Origin of the sequence: Microbulbifer sp. SAOS-129_SWC, assembly GCF_039696035.1 — a bacterium.
In the GTDB taxonomy this organism is placed as follows: Bacteria; Pseudomonadota; Gammaproteobacteria; order Pseudomonadales; family Cellvibrionaceae; genus Microbulbifer.
On record NZ_CP155567.1, the window covers coordinates 1,803,284 to 1,823,012 of the forward strand.

A 19,729-nucleotide genomic window follows, 5' to 3' on the forward strand; every position below is an offset into this window, starting at 1 on the left:
GAGATTTACAGTCGATTCCCTTGGGTAGGGGTAGGGGTAGGGATCGAACGTATACCCTTAATTTCAACAATAAGTCGGCTCGCGGCCCGGTCCTCAATTGAGTTGATCGCCGGGCTTGGCCAATTTCATCCATTCAAGAAAAGAGGCAGACCCGGAAGTATTTTCCATGGGGGACCACTCAGCCAAATCGCGCTCAGGCGTTGGGGAATAGCTGCCTTCCTTGATCTCCAGGGCAACGGTGTCGGCCTCATTGCAGGTATAGCTGTGCCAGGTGTTTGGGGGAATTTCAACCGCGCGAATATCCGATGCCGACATTTCAATCCGGTCTGTAACGGTTCCGTCATCGCTAAAAAGCAGCAGGGACATACTGCCCTGAATCACCATGAAAAACTCCCACTTGTGCGATTCGCTGTGCCTGTGCGGCCTGATGTAGGTGTCGGGCTGCGTGGCGATGAAGAGCCTCTGCACATTCGCATCCACAGAATCGTGGACGTTAAGGTTGTTGCGACGCCGGTCTGCCTGTTGCGCCGAGGCGGAAAGCAGGCGCAGGTCTTCGTTAGAAATCAGCTTGGTCATTGATGCTTATCCAAATCAAAGTCGGAAATTTAACTACGGAATTGAATCCTGGACTTTGAGGGGATGTTATCACAGCTATTTTGGGCAGATGGACTTGCGCCTCGCCGCCAGAGATGAGGAGCATTGAGGGGCCGGAGCAGGCCCCGGCTTGTGGAACGGTAAAAAAAGGGTGCCCGCCTGGGGCACCCCATATAGTTGCTGGTCGTCACTGAGTCACTAACCGCAATGGTGTGCTCTTGGTGAAGCCGGTGTAAAACCGCTCGCCATTGGCCTGTCGTTACTGATAGACCCGCACATAGTCCACATACATCCGCTGCGGGAAACTGCTGGAGCCGTCCGGGCTGCCCGGCCAGTTGCCGCCCACGGCCAGGTTAAACAGGATAAAGAACGGGTGGTCGTAGACCCAATTGCCGTACTGCTCCACCTGGGCGCGGGAGGCGTTGTAGAAGTTGTTGCCGTCCACGTACCAGCTGATGCCGTTGCTGTTCCACTCCACCGCGTAGACGTGATAGTTGGCATCGACACTCTGCCCCAGGTCGTTGGTGCCGGTGATCGGTGTATTGCCGGAATAGCCGGGGCCGTGCAGGGCGCCGTGGGTCAGCGTCGGCTCGTAGCCCACGTGTTCCATGATGTCGACCTCGCCGGATGTGGGCCAGCCGACACTGCCGATATTGTTGCCCAGCATCCAGAACGCCGGCCAGATACCCTGGGTTTGCGGCAGTTTCATGCGCGCCTCGATGCGGCCGTACTGGAACTCCCGCTTGCCGGAACTGATCATGCGCGTCGAAGTGTACTGGCAGGTGCCGTACCAGCAGCTGTTGCCGCCCTCCTGGCGCGCCTCGATCACCAGCACATTACTGCCCGCCTGGGCGTCGTACTGAATCGATGCGTTCTGGCCATTGGTGTAGTACTGCAGCTCGTTGTTGCCCCAGCCACCGCCGCCGGTCTCGAAGGTCCAGTTGGCGGTGTTGATGGAATCGAATTCGTCGCTCCATACCAGGCCGCCAGCGGGGGCCGGGCTGATCACTACGGATGACGCCATGTCATTGAAATTGTTCAGGCAGCCGGTGTCACCGTTGACGGTTACCGAGGAGCCGGCGAAATTGTCGTGCTCGTACAGCGTGGCCTGGTAACCGGAGGAGACTCGGATGGAGGACGCCTGGTCGTTGACAAAACCCAGGCCCTGCAATGCCGCCAGGTTGTAGGAGCCCACGCCCAGTCCCGCGGACCAGCCGCCGTAATTGCAGTCGTTGTAGACGGTGGCGATATTGCCCCCGGTACTGTTGGCGGTTATCTCAATCCAGTTCAGGTTCCAGTTACCGGTGGTGGCGTAGACCCCGAAACTGTAATTGCCCGCATCGATATGCACGGTGTAAGACACCGTCTGCCAATTCTGCCAGCCGCCGGTGTCCGGCACGTTGACACTGCCGAGCACAATGGAGCCGCCGTTCAGGTCGTTGGACAGGGTACCGCCGCCCTGGCTGGCGACGCGCAGACGTACCGTGTAATCGCCGGAGGCGGGAATATTCAGGCCGTTAAAGGCCAGCCACTCGCCGGTCTCGACCCAGCCCACGTTGTAGCCGCCACCGGTGTCGGAAGTCGCCTCGATATCCACGTCATCGCTGCGATAGGCACCGCCGGTATTGCCCGGTGTCGTATCGTAAAACGCGTTGTAATCCTCCGCCTGGAAGACGGTGGCATCGGCGCAGGCCGCGCCGGCGCCGAGCAGTAGTGAGGCGCAGACTGAAAGCAGCCGGTGCCGGGGTAGTTGAAAGATTGCCATTATTGTTTTCCTCTCTTCACTGTTTTAAAAATTCCTGCCCGCCGGCCGGCGGGTATTCCGGCCGGCAGGGCTTTTCCATTAATTTTTTGCCAGTCATTCACTGCGTGAATCTGTTATTCGGGGCAATAAAAAGTCACGTCATAGGAAGTCAGTGTCGACGCCGGGCAACTCGAAAGCCCGAAGCCGTCGTCGTAGGCATAGGAGTAGGTCTCGCACACCGAGTGGATGTAATTGCGGTAGGCGCTGCGGTCCGCCGGACCCGCGCGGCACTCCGCTTCGCTGATCGGCGGGGTGGGGCAGGTATACATCTGCGCTTCCGGTGCATCCGGGGTGTAGGTGGGAGTGTTGCCCCAGTTGGCGTAGGTCAGCTTGCCCGCCGGCGAATAGCAGCCGCCCGCCTCACCAGTGGCCGGATTGGTGGCGAGCAGATCCATATTGCCGAGTTGCGGGAAGAGGCCGTCGGTAGACAGGTCGGCGTTGCGCGGGCAGTCCGCCACCCGCAGCGCCGAACAGTCGATCTGGCCGTTGGTGGGGCCGCCGGGGCCGGCGAACGGGCCGGAAGTGACAGGCCCTTCCGGGCAGTAGCCGTTGATCGATACTTTCATTGGCACGGTAAAGCCATCCACCGCGCTGGAGTTCCACCAGTCGGAGCGGCCCAGTGCCGAACTTGGGGCGGATGGGTTCGTCTGGCACTGGCTCTCGTCGATACCGGTGATACAGCCGAAAGTGGCCTCGAACTTGGAATCGATCGGCGGCGCGCAGCCCTCCGGCGGGCAGGTGAAGCCGAATTCCTGCGGGCCGCCGCTGGCGCCGATGCGGCAGTCCATGCCGGTGCCATCGCAGTCGAACGCCGGCCAGAAGCGCATCGCCGCCAGGCCCTTGTCGGGAATGTTGTAGCTGATCGAGCCACTGGCCGGCATCGCGCTGTGGTTGGGCGCATTCAATACGCCACCGGAGCCGTCCGGCACACTCAGCCAGTGCACCCACATGGTCTTGGTGGGGCAGGCGTTGTGAATGGTCAGGCGCGGGTGGGTGGTGCCGGCGGCGGGCGAGCCCGGATCAAAGCTGCCACCGGAGCTGCTGGAAGAACTGGAACCACCGCCGGAACTGCTGCTCGACGAGCTGCTGCCGCCACCCTGATAGACGCGCACATAGTCCACCAGCGTATCCCGTGGCCACTCCGCGGCAATCGGGTTGTAGCCGTAGGTCAGCCGCCCGCCCAGCGCCATATTCAGGATGATATGCATCGGCTCGTGGAACTCTTCCATGTTCGACGGGGTGATATCGATGGTGTGGGTCAGCACGCCGTCGATGTAGTAGCGCTGTTCGTTCTGGTCCCACTCCAGGGCATAGACATGGAAGGCTTCGGTATCGCCAATGGCGCCGGTGCTACCGTAGTCCGCGTTACTGCCGGCATCGTAGGGGAAATCGCCGGTGCGGGTATCCCAGAAGTTATGGTGAAAGGTGAAGCTGTCCTGGTTGACGTTTTCGAAGATATCCGTCTCGCCACAGCTGGCCCAGTTGTCCGGCATGCTGTCGTAGTAACCGGCCGCAGGTGAGTAATTGCTGGTATAGCTGCCGCTCTGGGAATCCCCCAGCATCCAGAAGGCGTTCCACTTGCCCTGCAGGCTCGGTGACGAGATGCGCGCTTCGATGCGGCCGTAGGTCCAGGAGTGCTTGCCCTGGGTAGTGATGCGGCACGAGCGCCAGTCGAAGGTCTGGCCGTTGACGCTGGTCGGGTTGTTCTCACCGTGGATCACCAGGTTGCCGCCCTGCTGGTAGCAGTTCTCGGGGCGGTACCACTCCAGTTCCTGGTTGCCCCAGCCGTCGAAGGCGCCAGTGCCCGGGTTCCAGCCGTTGCCTACGTGGTAGTTCCAGTTGGCCGGGTCCGGCTGGCCGGAGCCATTGAATTCGTCGGACCACACCAGGCTCCAGCCGCCGCTGCCGCCGGAGGAACTGCTGGACGAACTAGAGCTGCTCGACGAACTGCTGGAGGAGCTGCTCGAAGAGCTGCTGCCGCTGCCAACGATGTAAGTCGCCCACGGCGTATCCACCGCGCCGCTGCCGCTGTCGTAGGTATATGAATACTGGATGGTGTCGCCGGTGGCGAGGTTGTCGAGCTGCCACTCCTGGCGGCCACTGGCGCTGGTCATGCGGTAGTTCTGCTGGCCATCGCTGTTCAGGATGTAGTGCACGTCGGCCCAGCTGCCGGTGTTGACGTAGAACAGCACAGAGCTGCTGCCGAGCGCCTCTATGCCGTAGTCGCCGCTGCTGCTGGCGCCGCCGGAAGAGCTCGACGAACTGCCATTGGCAGCGCTGTCACAGCTGCCCAACAAAGACCAGGCCTGGGTCCAGGCGCTGCCGGCGCCGGGTTCGTAGGCCCAGGCGGCGGTCGAGGAGCACCAGCCGGGGATATCGCAGTTATAGGCGCTGCCGTTGTTCTGCACGTCTTGATCCTGGACGTAGCTGGTGCCGGCAGAGTAGGTGGGCATGCCGCTGCAGTCGACGGCATGGCCGCTGCTGGACATACCGCAGAGCGCTGCAAAGGCAGCGAGGGCGATCCATCGTTTCATTTTCTCTGACCTTGTTGCAATTATTATTCGAATTTATTTGTAAAAGATTGCAGTCATTGCGCAGGGGCTGCGACAACGATTGTCAGAGCCGGACCGCGGACGTATCGACCCAGAATGCGCTGGAATGGAAAGTGGAACGCAGACGTGGTGGAGACCGGCGCCCCAAAGAGGTTTGGCGCGCCGGCGCCACGGGGCGCCACTGAAACGGCGGTTGCACTGGTGTTTGTGACTACGATGCCGGCGCGTCGCAGATGGCGGGCAATTCTTTGGTAATGGCCATCGGGGGCGCCGGGCAGGGCCGCGCGAAGTGCGATGGAGGGTTATGTGGGGGCTGCGGTGGCCCTGGCGCCAATACCGGGCGCGGTGCTAGCCGGCGCTGGCGTCGGGTGGGGGATCGATCGGATGTGTCCGCTCGAACGGACTCGGTCAAAGGGGCGGTCGGTGCAGCGCAGCGCCGGCTCACCGCCGGCTGCTGGCCTGAATGGTCGCGCTCAGCTGGCGTGGGCGCGGCCCTGATTGCCGTTGGGCTGATTGGCATCGGGCTGGCCGCGCAGAAAGTCCAGCATCGCCGCGGTGACCGCCTCTGGCTGCTCCAGTGTGGACAGGTGCCCGGCGCGCGGAATGATGGCGAGCGTTGCATTGGGCAGTCGCTGCGCCAGCGCCTCGGAACAGGGCGGCGGCAGGGACACATCCTCTTCCCCCACCAGTACCAGCGCCGGTTGCGAGATACTGCCGAGGCGCGCCTTGAGCGAATCCCGCCGGCACAGGGCGGTGCAGACCTGGTCGATGGAAACGAGCGGCATGGCCGCGAACTTCTGCTGCCAGGTTTCCACCAGCGCCGGCTGTTCCTGCAGCGTGTGCCGGCCGAACATCAGCTTGGACACCAGCGGCAACAGCGGCCGGATGCCGAACAGCCTGGCCAGCGTCACCAGCAAGCGGTATTTGAAGATCTTGACGCGGGTCTCGGTACCGGCATGGGTGTCGAGCAACAGCAGGCGCTCCACCCGTTCGGGGGCAATGAGGGCCGCGCGCAGCGCGATCATGCCGCCGATCGACAGCCCGGCCCAGGTGGCCTTGTCGATGCCTTCCTGATCCAGTACCGCCAACACGTCTTTTACCAGGTCGTAAATATCCAGCGGCCGGTCGGCGACACTCGACTGGCCGTGGCCGCGGATATCGATATTGATCACCCGGTAGTGCTGTGCCAGCGGCGCCAGCTGTTCCGACCACATATCGCCATCGCAGAGGAAACTGTGCAGCAGCACCAGCGCCGGGCCATTGCCGCTCGAGGTGTAGTGAATCTGGTAGCTGTCGTGTTGGGCGCTGGCCATGCTAATTCCTTTTTACTTTTCTTGTTGAAACCGGCGTTCGGGGTTGCTATTTGAACCAATAACGGCGGCGCGGCGCAACAGGTGCCTGTTGCGGGCAATAAAAAAGGCGGAACCTCGCGGTTCCGCCTTTTCTGGCTGTTCAGCCTGTCGCGGTCTTTACAGACCGCGCGCCGTTACAGAACGACGATATTTTCCGCCTGCAGGCCCTTCTGGCCTTTGGTCACGGAAAAGGACACCTGCTGGCCTTCGACCAGGGTGCGGAAGCCGCTGTCGCTGATGGCGCTGTAGTGGGCAAACACATCCGGGCCGGACTGCTGTTCAATAAAGCCGAAGCCTTTGGATTCGTCGAACCACTTTACGGTTCCGGTAACGGTATCAGACATAATCTTGTCCTGTTGGTACTCAAGTTAAAGGATAACCCAATTCACGGGTCATCGATTTTCAGCCATACGCGATGGCCAGTGTGACGGGAATTAAGCAGAATTTTTACCGCGATCCCTAAACCAACGGACGAGGATTATGGGTATAACTTCGTAGCAGGAAAGAATATTCGAGGTGCTTAATTTCTGACGCCTCGACAGTGTATCCACGGCTGATCAGAAGTCAATCAATTGTTGCGGATATCGCCCACCCGGAACTGGCCGGATGCCCGCGGGCGTCGGCCAGTTCCGGGGTTAGTGGCGGATCAGTCGCGATCTGGCGCACCCAGTGGGAACAGGGGGCGGTAGGGGCGGGCCTCTTCCACCGCCCGCGCGAACGACGGGCGCCGCAGCAGCCGCTGCCGGTAGGCGTGAACATTGGCAAAGCCCGGGTCGATCGGGTGGGTCCAGTCGGCGTAGAACAGCGCCGGTGCCGCGGCGCAATCCGCCAGGCTGAACGCATCGCCGGCCGCCCAGGTGCGGCCCTTCAGCCTGGTGTCGAGCCAGCGGTAGGCCGTCTCCAGCCGCTGCTGTGCGTCGCTCACACCGAAGGGGTCGCGGCTGTCCTCCGGGCGCAGGCAGTCGATCACCACCTTTGCCTGGGGGGTCATGATGTCCAGGTCAAAGAAGCGATCCATAAAGCGCACCTCCACAGCCGCGTGATCATCCTCCGGCAACAGTGCCACCGGGCCGCGGTGAGAGAGGTGCAGATACTCAATGATCACGCTCGACTCGGCGATGGCCCTGTCGCCATCCTCCAGCACCGGGAAGCGCTTGAACGGCCACAGGCGGGCCAGCGTCTCCATATTCTGCGGCTCCTCCGGCGTCAGCTGGCGGTATTCGAACGGTATGTCGTTCTCGTACAGCGCGATCAGCACCTTCTGGCAGTAAGACGAAAAGGGGTGGGCGTAGAGTTTCAGGGGCATAGCGGTCTCCTCTCTTGGATGTCGATACCCCTGTTGTCGTTTGCTGTGGCCGGCAATCGACAGTGCGCCGGAAAAATTCTGCTATTCAGTGGGTGCGGTTAGCAGGCGCTGCCAGTAGCCCACATCGATCCAGCGTCCAAACTTGCGCCCGACCTCCTTGAAGTGGGCCACCTGCTTCATTCCGAGCTTTTCGTGCAGGCGCACACTGGCGTCGTTGGGCAGGGCGATGCCGCCGATGGCGGCGTGAATACCGCCCTGCTGCAGCACTGCAAACAGCGCGCCGTAGAGCGCTGTGCCCAGCCCGCGGCCGCGGGCCTGCTGATCGAGATAGACGGTGACCTCCACCGAGCGCCGATAGGCGGCGCGGCTGCGCCAGGGGGTGGCGTAGGCGTAACCGAGCAGGCGACCGTCCTCTTCCGCAACCAGCCACGGCAGCTCTGCCGCGGCCACACCGTCGATACGCCCGGCAATCTCAATGGCCGAGACCGCTTGCGTCTCGAATGTAATGGTCGTATTGAGCACATAGTGGTTATAGATCGCCGCAATTTGCGCGGCGTCGTCAGCTTGTGCGGGTCTGATCATGTTGCGGGGGCCGTGTTATCGGTGGACAGATTGCACAGCGCGCTGAGCATCGCCTGCCTGGATGACAGCGCCGGGCTGTGCCCACAGCGCGTGGCATGCACTTTGCGACCTGATTATTTTACGGATGCCGGAAGCGGAAAACGTTTTAAGGCTATCTTATTGGTGGGCGGAAAAGAACAGGGCGTAGATAACCGCCCTGAGGGGCTGTGGCCGCCGGCATTGCGCGGCGGCGGATTTCAATTTTATAGGCCGTCCATCGATCGTAGAGATCCGGGGCTGATGTTATTCGTCCAGGAGAATGCCGGAACCGCCCATTTCCTTGGGGAAGTCCTTCAATTTCGGTAACCCATCCCTGATGCGCAGCTTCGTCTCCTGGTAATTGACATGCACAGTGGGTTCGTAGGGCAGGTCGGGAATGACTGCCGCATACACATCGGTGAGCCCCATACCGGGATGCTCGGAAAATATGTGCCCGCCACAGACCTGGCACCATTTGCGGTAGGTATTCGGCGTCTTGTGGTAGGTGCCGATCTTGTCCTGCCCCTGGGTAACCTCAACGGCTTCCGGTTTCCACAACGTAAAGGCATTTACCGGCCCCGCCGACCAGCTCCGGCAGGACTCGCAATGGCAGTATCCCATCGCGGCGGGTGCGCCGGTTACCCTGATCCGGACAGCGCCGCAGAAGCAGCTGCCGTCGTAGGAGTTTTCATCGCTCATGAGTCTCTCCCTTAATCGGTTGCCGCAGCGTCCTCGCCGCGGCCGATGTAAAGGGTAGACCAATCTTTGCGTCGGGAATGCGGCGGCACAGGGCGAGACTCGCGATGCCACAACAGCGCTTTGGGAACGGTTGGCCGCCGGGTGGCGCTATTTAGTGGGCCATGCGGTTAACCCTGTAACCGATCGCCGCGCCACAGCCACCATGGCGGTGTTGAGAAAGCGTGAAATAACGCGGCTATTCCGGCGCTTTTTCTCCGGCGCTTTCCCGTCTTGCCCTGGGACCTGTAGCTGTGCGCTTTAGTGGCCGAATCAACCGTATGACCCACTGGAACCGCGCGCGCCGGCTTCGTCCTGCCCGTCGATCCAGTAACGGCGACACACTTCGATAAAGTCCTGCGCCACCGGGCTCAGATCCCGATCCCTGCGATAGAACAGGCCCACCTGGCGCTCGATACGCGCAAAATCGAATTCATGCAGCGCGCGGAAGTGCTGCACCTGCGGCAGCTGCCGCCTCACCTCGGTGCTGACGTAGCCCACCGCCAGCCCGCGGTCGATCAGATTGAGACGCACGTTCAGGCTGCTGATCTGCCAGATCATGCGGAAGCGATCGCGCAGCTTCTCCTGGTACGGACGCTGGTCCGGCTCGTCCAGCGACGACACCACCAGCGGGATGCGCTGCAGATCGTCGGTGGTCATCTCGGCGCGGTGCAGCGGATGCGCCGGGCTGATCATCAGCAGGCGGTGTTCGTTGTACAGCGGCGCGGTCGCGAAGCGGTTCATATGGGTCTGGAAGGGCCCCAGCCCCAGCTCGACCTCGCCGCTCATGACCGCCTGCACGATGGCGCGGGAGGGCTGTTCCACCAGCCGCAGGCGCGCCTCCGGCCAGCGGTGGATAAAGGTGTTAATCAGGTCTGCCCCGGCGAAGCGGTTGTTGGTGCTGTCGATGGCCACGCTCAGCTGCTGGTCGAGGCCGCGCGCCAGCCGCGACAGGTCCGCCAGCGCTGCCTGCTCCTGCTGCAGCTGGTCGTCGACGTAGCGATACAGGCGGCGGCCGGCGCGGGTCAGGCGCACCGGGCGGTCGCGGATCAGCAGCGGCTGGTTCAGCTTGGTTTCCAGCTGCTTGATCGCCTGGCTTACCGCCGACTGGGTCAGGTGCAGCTCCTGGGCCGCGGCGCGAAAGCCGCCCGAGCGGGCTACTGAATGAAAGATACGTATCTCGCCGCTTTCCAGGCGCATGATAAGTCCTACTAATCATTTGTTTATAAAGTTTAATTAGATTAACAGTGCTCCAGCCACTTTAATACATTCATCACAAACACAGTGTGAGGAGATTGTCATGACAGAGGAAATCAACGCCGGTCTGGAAGGCGTTGTCGTGGGGAAAACGGAACTGTCCAACGTCGAGGGCGAACTCGGCCGGCTGACCTATCGCGGCGAGCCGATCGAAGCGCTGGTGAAACGGGACTTTGCCGCCGTACTCAACTGGCTGATGACCGGCGACTGGCTGGATGAGGCGCAGAGCCAGGCACTGGACCGCTGGCTGGCTGACGAATCCGAACTGACCGCGATAGAGACGCGGGTGCTGGAACAGCTGCCCCGCGACACCCATCCGATGGCGGTGCTGCAGGCGTTGGCCCCCATCGCCGACCTGACCCCGGCGCAGCAACCGCCGGCCTGGCTGGGTGAAGAGTGGGTACCGGGCATGGTACTGGCAGCGCGCATCAACGCCGCCGTCAGGATCTGGCACAACCTGAGCCAGCGCGGCGAACTCTTCGCCGTACCCGCCGGCCTCGGCTTCCTCGAAAAGCTGCTCTACGGCCTCAACGGCAGCGCGCCCGACGCGGCGGCGCTGCAGGCGATCAACACCACGCAGATACTGCAGCTGGACCACAGCTTCAATGCCGGCACCTTCGCCGGGCGGGTCATCGCCAGCACCGGCGCGAGCCTGTCCGCCAGTGTCGCCGGCAGCCTCGGCGCCCTGTCCGGCCCGCTGCACGGCGGCGCCGATGAGGCGGCGGTGATGATGGCGCGCGAGATCGGCAGCCCCGATAAGGCTGATGCCTGGGTGCGCGAGGCGCTGGCCAACAAGGTCAAGATCATGGGCATGGGCCACCGCGAGTACAAACGCCTGGACCCCCGCGCCGCCATCCTCAAACCCATGGCCCGCCACTTCTGCGAAGGCACCGAATGGCAGACGCTGATGGAAACCCTGGTGGCAGTGGAAGACACCTGCCAGGACGTCTTCAGTGCGAAAGGCAAAGAGATCCACGCGAACCTGGAATTCTACAAGGGCGCCGTCTACCTGGCGCTGGGCATTCCCGAGCGCTACTTCACTTCGCTGTTTGCGTGCAGCCGGGTGTTTGGCTGGATTTCACATTTCCACGAGTTCAACCGGGACCCGCGGTTGATTCGGCCGCGGGCGCTGTACGTAGGGCGTTGAGGCGGTTGTGCCGGTGGGGTAGGGAACTCCTGCCGGCACCTCGAATCGAGTTTTCGGCTGGAAGGGCTGTCCGTCTGCGTCATAAACCGCTGCGTTGGCAGAGCGGGTGGGTGGGAAGTGAGCGCTGCAGTTCACGGCGCAGAGCATCTTCTGCTGACACCGTTTATCAGGCCCTAATGCCCTCAGAAGTCCCGGGTCGCTTCTGGAGCGAAAGGTGTTTAGGCGGAGCTGCGCGCCCCTGCACTCCTTCATTCAAGACGCGCCGGACACCCTGGATGACATGATTATGTTTCTGAACGCGCACCTTGGCTCCAATTGAACGGGCACCATCGCCGTTTTTGCCAACCCACAGATACACGAAAAGCCGTATGGAAACTGGCCACCCGAGCTCTCCTAAAAATAATACCCAAAATTAATATTCAGGCGAGAGTTCCAGCGGTCATTGCCATCGATACCAAAATCCCCAACGCCATCAAAGATATTTGTGTAGTCGTCACCCTCATTGCCGACAAACAGGTTTCCGTTTGAGCGCACGTAATCTGTGTATATGTACCAACCACCATTGGACCAGGCGGCTCCGATGGTGATCAGCTCGCTGTCACCGATATGTTCGCTCTTTTTTCGGATAGCGCTGTATTCAATATACGGGATCACATAATCCAGCCAGGAAATACTCTCGGTGGTGTATTTGTAGCTCAACGAAATCGCCGGTATCCACGCGTCTGTGGCCACCGGCCAGGCAAAGTCGTAGGCACCCATTGGGACCAGCTCGCTCGTACCCAGGAGATTATCCTCGCCGATATTGATCTTGTAGCGGGTGAGCTGACTCGCCAGCGTAAATCCACACACCTTATTGACCATATGTACAGAGGCCGCCCAGTGGTCGCCGTTTTCGACATCCCTTCCGAGAAGTCTGCCCCGCTGTACGGACAAACCGAGGTCCGTGGTAATTTTCGCATTCCGGAAGTGGCGTATTACACGGCCATTTACCTGGCTGCGCTCACTGTAGCCATTTTCAATGGCCGGGACGACACTGCCGTCATCCAGTATCGCGGAGCGCCACCTCACCACATCGTAACTGTACCGCGCACTGTCCGCGCTGGCGCCTTTCCAGTTGCCTTCGCTGCCCTCGAAATAGGCAAGTGCCAGATCCCAGTCCCCCCGTTTAGTCAGGTACTTGATCCCCAGGTCCATATCGTCAGACAGGCCCACATAATAATGCTGATCGAAGAACCAGCTCTGCGACACTCCGTACGGCCCGGGCCCAAATGGAACCCTGGTCACACCGACCTGGATTTGACCGGCCTCGTCAAACTCGTACCCCAGCCAGCCGGTATGCAGAAAGTTATAGCCATCGTACCAGCGGTACTCCAGCTTACCCCTCAGGTGGCCGCTTTCAAGCGACGCATTGATGCGGAAGGTATCCAGCTCCACATTGCCGCCGTTGCCCCCGCGCTGCGGCGCCTTGCCAACCACCACGTAGTCCCCGTGGATGTAACTGACCCGAATAGCGCCACCTAAAGTGACCGGGCCAAACCTGATTTCCTTGTCTTCCTCCTTGGCTTGCGTGTCTTCTTCCTTAGCCTGCTTGTCGGCGGAAGACTCTGTCACCTTGTCGGGATCGGACACCACGGCAACTTCATCATCAGCAAAGGCGGGCAGGCTCACGAGCGCACACAGCAGCAAGCCGCACGGTGATAGAGCCGCAAGATAACGTGTACAAGAAGATATGGAGCAGGCAGAGCCCACCACGTGCGAAGCAACCTGAAATTTTCCCACAAGGGATAAAAACATCTGAATTAATAACCCGTCGATTTTCAGGCTGATGCAGCCTGCACTTCCGCTTTAACTTATCGAAGGTATCCCTTATCGCCCCGCCAAAGCTTCGTTGGGTGCTGGAACTTCACGCCAGTCTACCCAACCCGGCTAGCGCGGCAGGCAGGCGAACGGCGCGCCTGGCAGGAGGCACACTCTGCCCGTCAATTTATGTTAGCTGTAAGTACGACAGGGGAAGGGACAAAGACGGGGCTTTTTACCAATCGCGCCGCCTAATGCCTTGTAATCCAGCGGTGCGGCGCGTTATAGCGCGCACTCGCCGGTGCGCCTTAAGGACGATGCTTTTTACGCAATCATCCCGGGTCTTTAGGCTCGATATGATGCCAAAACAGCTAAGCGTGGCCTTATTCCCGGGGGCAGGAAAGGGAACAAAATTTAGAATTTTTCGGGAAGGGCAAAGAGATCGGCGACGTGGTTTCCAGCTGGACGAATTGTCGAGTGGTACCTATTAAATTCCAAGCGCCGAATAGAGGAAGCGATAAGCGCTCAATCCAGGAATTTCCATGTATCCGCTCCATCGAACTGCCTGACGGCGACCGACTCCAGGAGCTCGGGTGCAAAGTTCCGTAGGTTCACGCCATGACGAGCGCCGGTTGTGGGTTGCAGCGGCTCCCAGTGGGTGACGATTCCGCAGGTCTTGCACCGAAAGTTCCTCAGGGTCCGATCCCCCCAGAGGTAGCTTTCCGTGTTCTCGGGGTGGCCCTGGATAACCACCGTACCAAGCTCATAGTAGGCCCATATCCCTCCCGTGCGCTGGCATAACGAGCAGTTGCAACTGGTCGCGGTTTCGGGCGCCGCCGGTAGGGTAAGGCGGACCGAGCCACAATGGCATGCACCGTGCAGCGGTAGTTGGGGCTGTTCTTGTTTCACGGGAATGCATCCTTGGTTGTGATGCCGCCTAACGGACGGCCTCGGGGCGGCTGGAGCGTAACCTAAACCCTCCCAGCTGCGTTTGCCGCGGCGACGACTATAGCCGCATGTTAGAGCATTCTGCTCATCTCCAATACTCTACCACTTTGGAAATGTTATCGCCGCGGAACTGAAAGCCGCTTCTTCGCTCCTGTTGGCACAAAACGAACAAAAGATTAGCAATACCTCCGCCCATGGCCCGCCAGTTCTGCGAGGGCATTGAATGGCAGACGCTGATGGCACCCCAGGTAGAGGTGCAGGACACCTGCCGGAACGTCTTCAGTGCGAAAGGCAAGGAGATTCACGCGAACCTGGAATTCTACAACGGCGCGGTCTGCCTGGCGCTGGGTATTGCGGAGCGCTACTTCGCCTTGCTGTTCGCGTGCAGCCGGGTGTTTGGCTGGACCTCACACGTTCACGAGTTCAACCGGGATCCGCGGCTGATCCGGCCGCGGGCGCTGTACGTCAGCCGTTGAGTTGGTTGTGCCGGCGGGCCATCTATGCTGACGCAGGCGATGCTCCCGCCGGTATCCCGAGCCGGTTTGCCGGCTGGGGATGCTGCCGTTTCAGGTACTCTGATCTTCGAACAGGAACATTTGCACGTCCTCGTCGTTGGGCGCCAGAATTCGGCGGTCCGCAGCACAAGCCTGCCCGCACTCGCTTGCAAATGCTGCTTTAATGGCATCCATCGATTCAAAGTGCAGAGTGCCTATGAGGTAAGGACTATCCGCACCTGCCAGGGCGACGATGGGGCCCTTGCTGATCTCGTAGCGCTTGAGACCGGGCAGCTGTTTGGCCAATGGAATATGAACATCGAAATAATGTTTATCGAAGGCTGCCGGATCTGCAGGGGCCTTGTAAATAACCAGCATACGCGCCATACCACCCTCCTATTTGGGTTTAATAATATTCGTCTGCGCAAGAGCTTTTGCCTTGCACCTGGTTCTTGAGGCTGACTTCCGTCTGTGCCAGTAAACCGCCGCGGTGGCGGCGCAGCTGCTGCCTGCGCCTCCGACAAGCATCCGGGTTGTCAGCCCGGTCAGGGCACACAGCGGACACATTGCCAGTCCCCCTTAATATTCGTCGTGTTTGTGCCACCACTGGTAGGGCGGCGTTTGGTGGACGCATTCCGGGCTGTCCTCCCAGAGTTCCTGGCGGCCCATTGGGGTGAGATCGAGATAAGAAAAATTGGAGCCCAAGTATTCCGCGCCGCGGAGGGTGGTGTGGTAGCTGCGATAAATAGTGTCCTTGTCGCGGATAAATACACTCACGCCAAACATTTCGCCGTTCTCGCGGGTCGCATCGAAATCCCGGTTGAAATCGCTACCTGCGGAGGAGTACCACGGAAACTCCCAACCCATACGTTCCTTGAAGGCGGCGAGCTTTGCGTAGGGGGCGAGGGATACCAGTACCAGCGAAGTGTCGCGCGCATGGATGTGGGCGATATGCCCCATATTGTCGACCATCATCGAACAGCCGGTGCACGGCGATTCGGCAAACATGAAGTGGTAGACAATCAACTGTCGGCGCCCTTCAAACAGGTCCAGGAGGCTGACCTGGCCCTCGGGGCCGGTAAAGCGATAATTCTTGCTGACTTCTGTTATCGGCAGGCGACGGCGTTCGGCGTTTAACGCATCCCGCAGCCGGGTGTGTTCCTTCTCCTTGATTCGAAAGGCTTCCAGCGCACTCTGCCATTCCTGTGTATCGACGATCCGGTTCATAGTGACCTCCGTTTTCAGTGTCCGGGTCAGTATGGTGCTAGATGCCCTGGCGAGCACTGTGCTCAAATGACGGGGGCAGGGTGGTTTTGTGCCATCCACTCGCCTATGATCTTCCGCAGTGAAAGGGACGCAGGAGCGTACGACAGTGAAGAGTGTCTATATCCTGGTTTTTGAAGAAGTGGTGCTCTCGTCGGCGGCAGCGCCGCTGGATATCTTCACGCGCACGAACGATATCCTCAAACAGATGGGGCGGGCGGCGGCTTTTGATATCTCCCTGGTTGCGCAGCAGGCTAATGATATCCGGCTCGGCAGCCCCGCGTCCTTCGCCTGCACACGCAGCCTGGAAGAGGTGCCGCCAAAGCCCGCCGGCCATCATCAGAGCCTGATCCTGGTTCCCGCCTTCGATGGCGCATGGGAGCCGTTGCGCAGCAAGAACAGTGCGGCCATTGCCTGGCTGAAGCAGCACTATCAAATGGGCACGGAAGTCGCGAGCCTGTGCAAGGGCAGCTATTTCCTGGCGGAAGCCGGATTATTGGAAGGCAAGGCCTGCACGTCGCACTGGGCCGTCATCGACGATATGCGCCAGCGCTTCCCGGCGCTGGACCTGCAACCGGATTCGGTACTCACCGACCAGAGCGGCATCTACACCGGCGGCGGCGCGTTTTCGTCGCTGAACCTGGTGTTATATCTTGTCGAGAAATTCTGCGGGCACGATGTCGGGGTGCGGGTTGCCAAGAACTTTTCCATCCACCGGGATCATATGAACCAGGCGCACTTCTCGATATTCAGCGGCCTGGACCGGCACGGTGACAAGGCGATTCTGGATGCGCAGAATTTCATCGAAGAGCGCTATGGTGAGGACATTAGCGTCGAGCAGGTCGCGTTGCAGGTGAATATGAGCAAACGCAATTTTATCCGCCGCTTCAAGCAGGCCGTTGAGATTACGCCGATTGAATATATCCAGCGAGTGAAAATTGAGGTCGCCAAGAAAGCCCTGGAAAGTGGCAAGAAAAACATCCAGGCACTGACCTACGAAGTGGGTTACAACGATAGCAAGACCTTCCGCAGTGTTTTCAAACGCTTGACCGGTGTTACGCCGCAGGAATATCGCAATAAATATGGGCGTCTGTGAGGGCTGTAGGGGAGGATGCATAGATCGCTCGCTGGGCGGGTGATCGCCAGCCTGCCAGTCATTCTGAAACTCATGGCCCCCAGTTCTGCGAAGGCACCGAATGGCAGGGGGCTGATGGAAACCCTGGTGGCGGTGGAGGACACCTGCCAGGACGTCTTCAGTGCCCAAGGAAAAGAAATCTACGCGAACCTGGAATTCTACAAGAGCGCTGCCTACCTGGCGCAGGGCACTCCGGAGCGGTATTTCGTCTCGCTGTTTGCGTGTGGCCGGGTGTTTGGCTGGATTCCACATTTCCTAGAGTTCAATCTGCATCCGCGGTTGATTCGGCCGCGGGCGCTTTACGTGGGGCGTTGAGGGGGTTGTGCGGTTGTAGTAGGGATCCCGCCGGCACTTCGAGTCGGGTTGCCGGCGGGAGATACTTTGCGCGGGTGTCTCAAACAGCTGTGTTGGAAGAGCCGGTAGGTGGGAGTTTAACGCTGGCTTGAGCCGCAATGCGAAGAGTTGTCGGGCTCGAAGCCGTTGTTAGGCCGGCACATAAAACCATTCATACCCGTTCCCATCTTGCTGAATTCTTCCCGCAGATGTTTCTGGAAAATGTGCGCTGAAAACGATAGCATTTTTGTTCGCCGCATACGCGAGCAACCATTCGCGCGATTTTTGTGCCGATTTTTGATCGAGACAAAAAACCGAGTTCCAGGTCGGACGATAGACTTGTAATGGGCTATGCATAACGTCCCCTGAAAATACCCCCGTTTCTCCATGTGAGTCTATTGAAATTACCATGTGCCCAGTGCTGTGCCCTGGGGTAGGCAAGAAACGGATTCCGTCAAGTATCTCTTCCCCTTCATCGGGCACCATGCGTGCCATTCCTGCCTCAATGATTGGTAACACACTATCCTCGAAGACCATGCGCCGGGCGGCGCCGCCCGGCGTGCTGAAAAAATCACACTCCTGTTTACTGAATACATAAGTGGCATTGGGAAATACCGGCGTCCATCGGCCATCTTCCCAATGCGTGTTCCAACCCACATGATCTACGTGTAGATGAGTAAGGAGCACGTAATCGACTTGCTCTCGCTGAAATCCTGCTTCTTCGAAACGCTTGAGCAACGGCGTATCGAGCATATCGAACAGTTTGCTGAATGGACGAGCTTTCCCATTTCCGATTCCGGTGTCAATAACGATGGTCAGACCACCAATTTCCATCACCCATAAGTGAGTCTGTAATGGCACTCGCTGATTAACGAGGTCCAAGCTAGCTGGATTAAGAATTCCTCCCATGGATTGACCATAGCGCGTATCCCAGTCAGGAAAGAGAGTGTCGGGTGGCAAAGAAAATTTAGTTTCCTCGACTCGGGTGATTGTGGCTTTTCCAACTAGTATTTTGAGAGGAATATATTCCATGAAGTCTCCTATTGTGCCTAACGCACGCAATACCGACCAATTTGGAGCGAAGCGGAAAATTGATCCGTATCTTTGCGTATGTTAGCTTCGGTACTTGATGAACTTGTCATAATCAGAAAGGAATAACCCGCTGAATCAGTGCATAAGCCCTATAGCATTTATCATTTTAGCCGGTACGGCCCATTTAAATCTATGGCCCAAAGACGTGCCACTTACGCCGTCACCTTATGGCCACCGAAGACAAATTTCTGCACCTCTGGGTTAAACAAAGCAGCAGGGTACTCCAGATCCGGGCGGCTGATGCCGTTCAGGCGAGTCAGTTGTTCATCCGTCAGTGAGATATCCAACGCAGCCATGTTGCTATCCAACTGCCTCTTGCGGCTCGCACCGATCAGTATTGGCGCACGCAGTGGCTGGCGGCTCAACCAATTCAGCGCGATTTGCGCCATCTGATAACCGGTCTCTTCCGAAATTTCTTTTAGAACATCCAGAATCTGCCAATTGCGCTCCGTGAACATACTGTCTCCGAACGGATTATTCCCAGACAAACGGTTAGTTTCTGCACCGGTATCTTCCGCGCCATCCGGTAATGCAGGACCACGTTTCCCAGCCACGTTATCAGGATCGGCTTGCGAGTATTTGCCCGTTAAAAAACCCCCTGCCAGCGGGCTCCAGGGCTGGACCGCCAAATCTTCTTCCAACGCCAGAGGAAAGTGCTCCGCTTCAATGTTTCGTTCCACCAGCGAATACTGCAATTGCAGGCCGATTGGCCCCGGCAAGCCTAACGCTTTCGCCAGCGTCACGATTTTGGAGATATACCACGCTGGAGAATTAGAAATACCCCAGTATCGAATTTTCCCAGCTCTTACCAAAGACGCCATGGTTTCCAGCATTTCTTCCGCAGGCGTAACCATGTCCCACATGTGAACCCAATACAGATCCACGTAATCCGTGTTCATGCGCTTCAGTGACGCGTCCAACGCGTTGGAAATATGCTTAGCGCCATTGCCACCCGTGTGAGGATGCGTGCCTGTGCCGAAGCCTGCCTTGGTTGCAATAACCACTTCATCACGGATGTTCATCTCTTGGACGAACTGACCAACCAGTTTCTCACTCTGGCCGCCCGAATAGACGTTGGCGGTATCGATAAAGTTACCGCCCATGTCGTAATAGGCCTTAAAAATCTCGTAAGACTGCTGATCGTCAGCGCCCCAGCGTTGTGTGCCAAATGTCATGGTCCCCAAAGACAACGAACTCACGACCAAACCTGAACGACCCAATGTACTGTAATGCGTCACAATGCTAATCCTGTCTGATTAATGTGTGAAATCAATCTAACAGGTAGGTTTTCCTATAAAAACCGCTATAATCGCCCATACA

17 protein-coding genes and 1 pseudogene are annotated in these 19,729 nt (G+C 59.1%); 4 read left to right on the top strand and 14 right to left on the bottom strand.

All coding sequences use genetic code 11. The features are described from left to right. Positions 1-93: 93 nt before the first annotated feature. From ABDK11_RS07680 to ABDK11_RS07720, 9 genes are all read right to left on the bottom strand, one after another. Entirely contained in the window at positions 94-576 is a 483-nt protein-coding gene (locus tag ABDK11_RS07680) for a WbuC family cupin fold metalloprotein (RefSeq protein ID WP_346839705.1), read from the bottom strand. A 277-nt stretch (positions 577-853) separates the two neighbouring features. After that, entirely contained in the window at positions 854-2,359 is a 1,506-nt protein-coding gene (locus ABDK11_RS07685) for a family 16 glycosylhydrolase (RefSeq protein ID WP_346839706.1), read from the bottom strand. A 113-nt stretch (positions 2,360-2,472) separates the two neighbouring features. Next, positions 2,473-4,932: a family 16 glycosylhydrolase gene (locus tag ABDK11_RS07690; protein WP_346839707.1), complete on the bottom strand. Its 2,460-nt coding sequence runs from the start codon at positions 4,930-4,932 to the stop codon at positions 2,473-2,475. 491 nt (positions 4,933-5,423) lie between these two features. Then, positions 5,424-6,263: an alpha/beta fold hydrolase gene (locus ABDK11_RS07695; protein WP_346839708.1), complete on the bottom strand. Its 840-nt coding sequence runs from the start codon at positions 6,261-6,263 to the stop codon at positions 5,424-5,426. 173 nt (positions 6,264-6,436) lie between these two features. Continuing rightward, positions 6,437-6,646 (bottom strand): cold-shock protein, encoded by a 210-nt coding sequence (locus ABDK11_RS07700; RefSeq protein WP_346839709.1) that lies wholly within the window; start codon positions 6,644-6,646, stop codon positions 6,437-6,439. A gap of 302 nt (positions 6,647-6,948) precedes the next feature. Further along, entirely contained in the window at positions 6,949-7,608 is a 660-nt protein-coding gene (locus ABDK11_RS07705; RefSeq protein ID WP_346839710.1) for a glutathione S-transferase family protein, read from the bottom strand. A gap of 81 nt (positions 7,609-7,689) precedes the next feature. After that, positions 7,690-8,190: an arsinothricin resistance N-acetyltransferase ArsN1 family B gene (locus ABDK11_RS07710; RefSeq protein WP_346839711.1), complete on the bottom strand. Its 501-nt coding sequence runs from the start codon at positions 8,188-8,190 to the stop codon at positions 7,690-7,692. A gap of 282 nt (positions 8,191-8,472) precedes the next feature. Continuing rightward, positions 8,473-8,907 (bottom strand): GFA family protein, encoded by a 435-nt coding sequence (locus ABDK11_RS07715; RefSeq protein ID WP_346839712.1) that lies wholly within the window; start codon positions 8,905-8,907, stop codon positions 8,473-8,475. Positions 8,908-9,216: 309 nt separating this feature from the next. Continuing rightward, on the bottom strand, positions 9,217-10,143 hold the full coding sequence (locus ABDK11_RS07720) for a LysR family transcriptional regulator (RefSeq protein ID WP_346839713.1): 927 nt from the start codon (positions 10,141-10,143) through the stop codon (positions 9,217-9,219). A gap of 100 nt (positions 10,144-10,243) precedes the next feature. On the opposite strand from ABDK11_RS07720, the gene ABDK11_RS07725 reads away from it, so the two are divergent. Next, positions 10,244-11,347: a citrate/2-methylcitrate synthase gene (locus tag ABDK11_RS07725; RefSeq protein ID WP_346839714.1), complete on the top strand. Its 1,104-nt coding sequence runs from the start codon at positions 10,244-10,246 to the stop codon at positions 11,345-11,347. A gap of 393 nt (positions 11,348-11,740) precedes the next feature. Here ABDK11_RS07725 and ABDK11_RS07730 read toward each other — a convergent pair whose 3' ends face one another. Then, positions 11,741-13,015, bottom strand: a complete 1,275-nt coding sequence (locus ABDK11_RS07730) for a hypothetical protein (protein ID WP_346839715.1) — start codon at positions 13,013-13,015, stop codon at positions 11,741-11,743. A gap of 1,256 nt (positions 13,016-14,271) precedes the next feature. On the opposite strand from ABDK11_RS07730, the pseudogene ABDK11_RS07735 reads away from it, so the two are divergent. After that, positions 14,272-14,568, top strand: a pseudogene (locus ABDK11_RS07735) (citrate/2-methylcitrate synthase); the annotation flags it as partial. A 90-nt stretch (positions 14,569-14,658) separates the two neighbouring features. On the opposite strand, the gene ABDK11_RS07740 reads toward ABDK11_RS07735, so the two are convergent. After that, the gene (locus tag ABDK11_RS07740; RefSeq protein ID WP_346839716.1) at positions 14,659-14,973 is read right to left on the bottom strand and encodes an EthD family reductase; all 315 of its coding nucleotides are present in this window, start codon (positions 14,971-14,973) and stop codon (positions 14,659-14,661) included. A 192-nt stretch (positions 14,974-15,165) separates the two neighbouring features. Continuing rightward, entirely contained in the window at positions 15,166-15,813 is a 648-nt protein-coding gene (locus ABDK11_RS07745; RefSeq protein ID WP_346839717.1) for a DUF899 domain-containing protein, read from the bottom strand. A 145-nt stretch (positions 15,814-15,958) separates the two neighbouring features. On the opposite strand from ABDK11_RS07745, the gene ABDK11_RS07750 reads away from it, so the two are divergent. Beyond that, a complete protein-coding gene (locus ABDK11_RS07750; protein ID WP_346839718.1) occupies positions 15,959-16,945 on the top strand; it encodes a helix-turn-helix domain-containing protein in 987 nt (328 codons plus the stop codon). A 15-nt stretch (positions 16,946-16,960) separates the two neighbouring features. Continuing rightward, entirely contained in the window at positions 16,961-17,299 is a 339-nt protein-coding gene (locus tag ABDK11_RS07755) for a citrate/2-methylcitrate synthase (protein ID WP_346839719.1), read from the top strand. A gap of 168 nt (positions 17,300-17,467) precedes the next feature. On the opposite strand, the gene ABDK11_RS07760 is transcribed toward ABDK11_RS07755, so the two are convergent. Further along, the gene (locus tag ABDK11_RS07760) at positions 17,468-18,349 is read right to left on the bottom strand and encodes an MBL fold metallo-hydrolase (protein WP_346839720.1); all 882 of its coding nucleotides are present in this window, start codon (positions 18,347-18,349) and stop codon (positions 17,468-17,470) included. Positions 18,350-18,561: 212 nt separating this feature from the next. Then, the gene (locus ABDK11_RS07765; RefSeq protein WP_346839721.1) at positions 18,562-19,647 is read right to left on the bottom strand and encodes an aldo/keto reductase; all 1,086 of its coding nucleotides are present in this window, start codon (positions 19,645-19,647) and stop codon (positions 18,562-18,564) included. Positions 19,648-19,729: the final 82 nt, after the last annotated feature.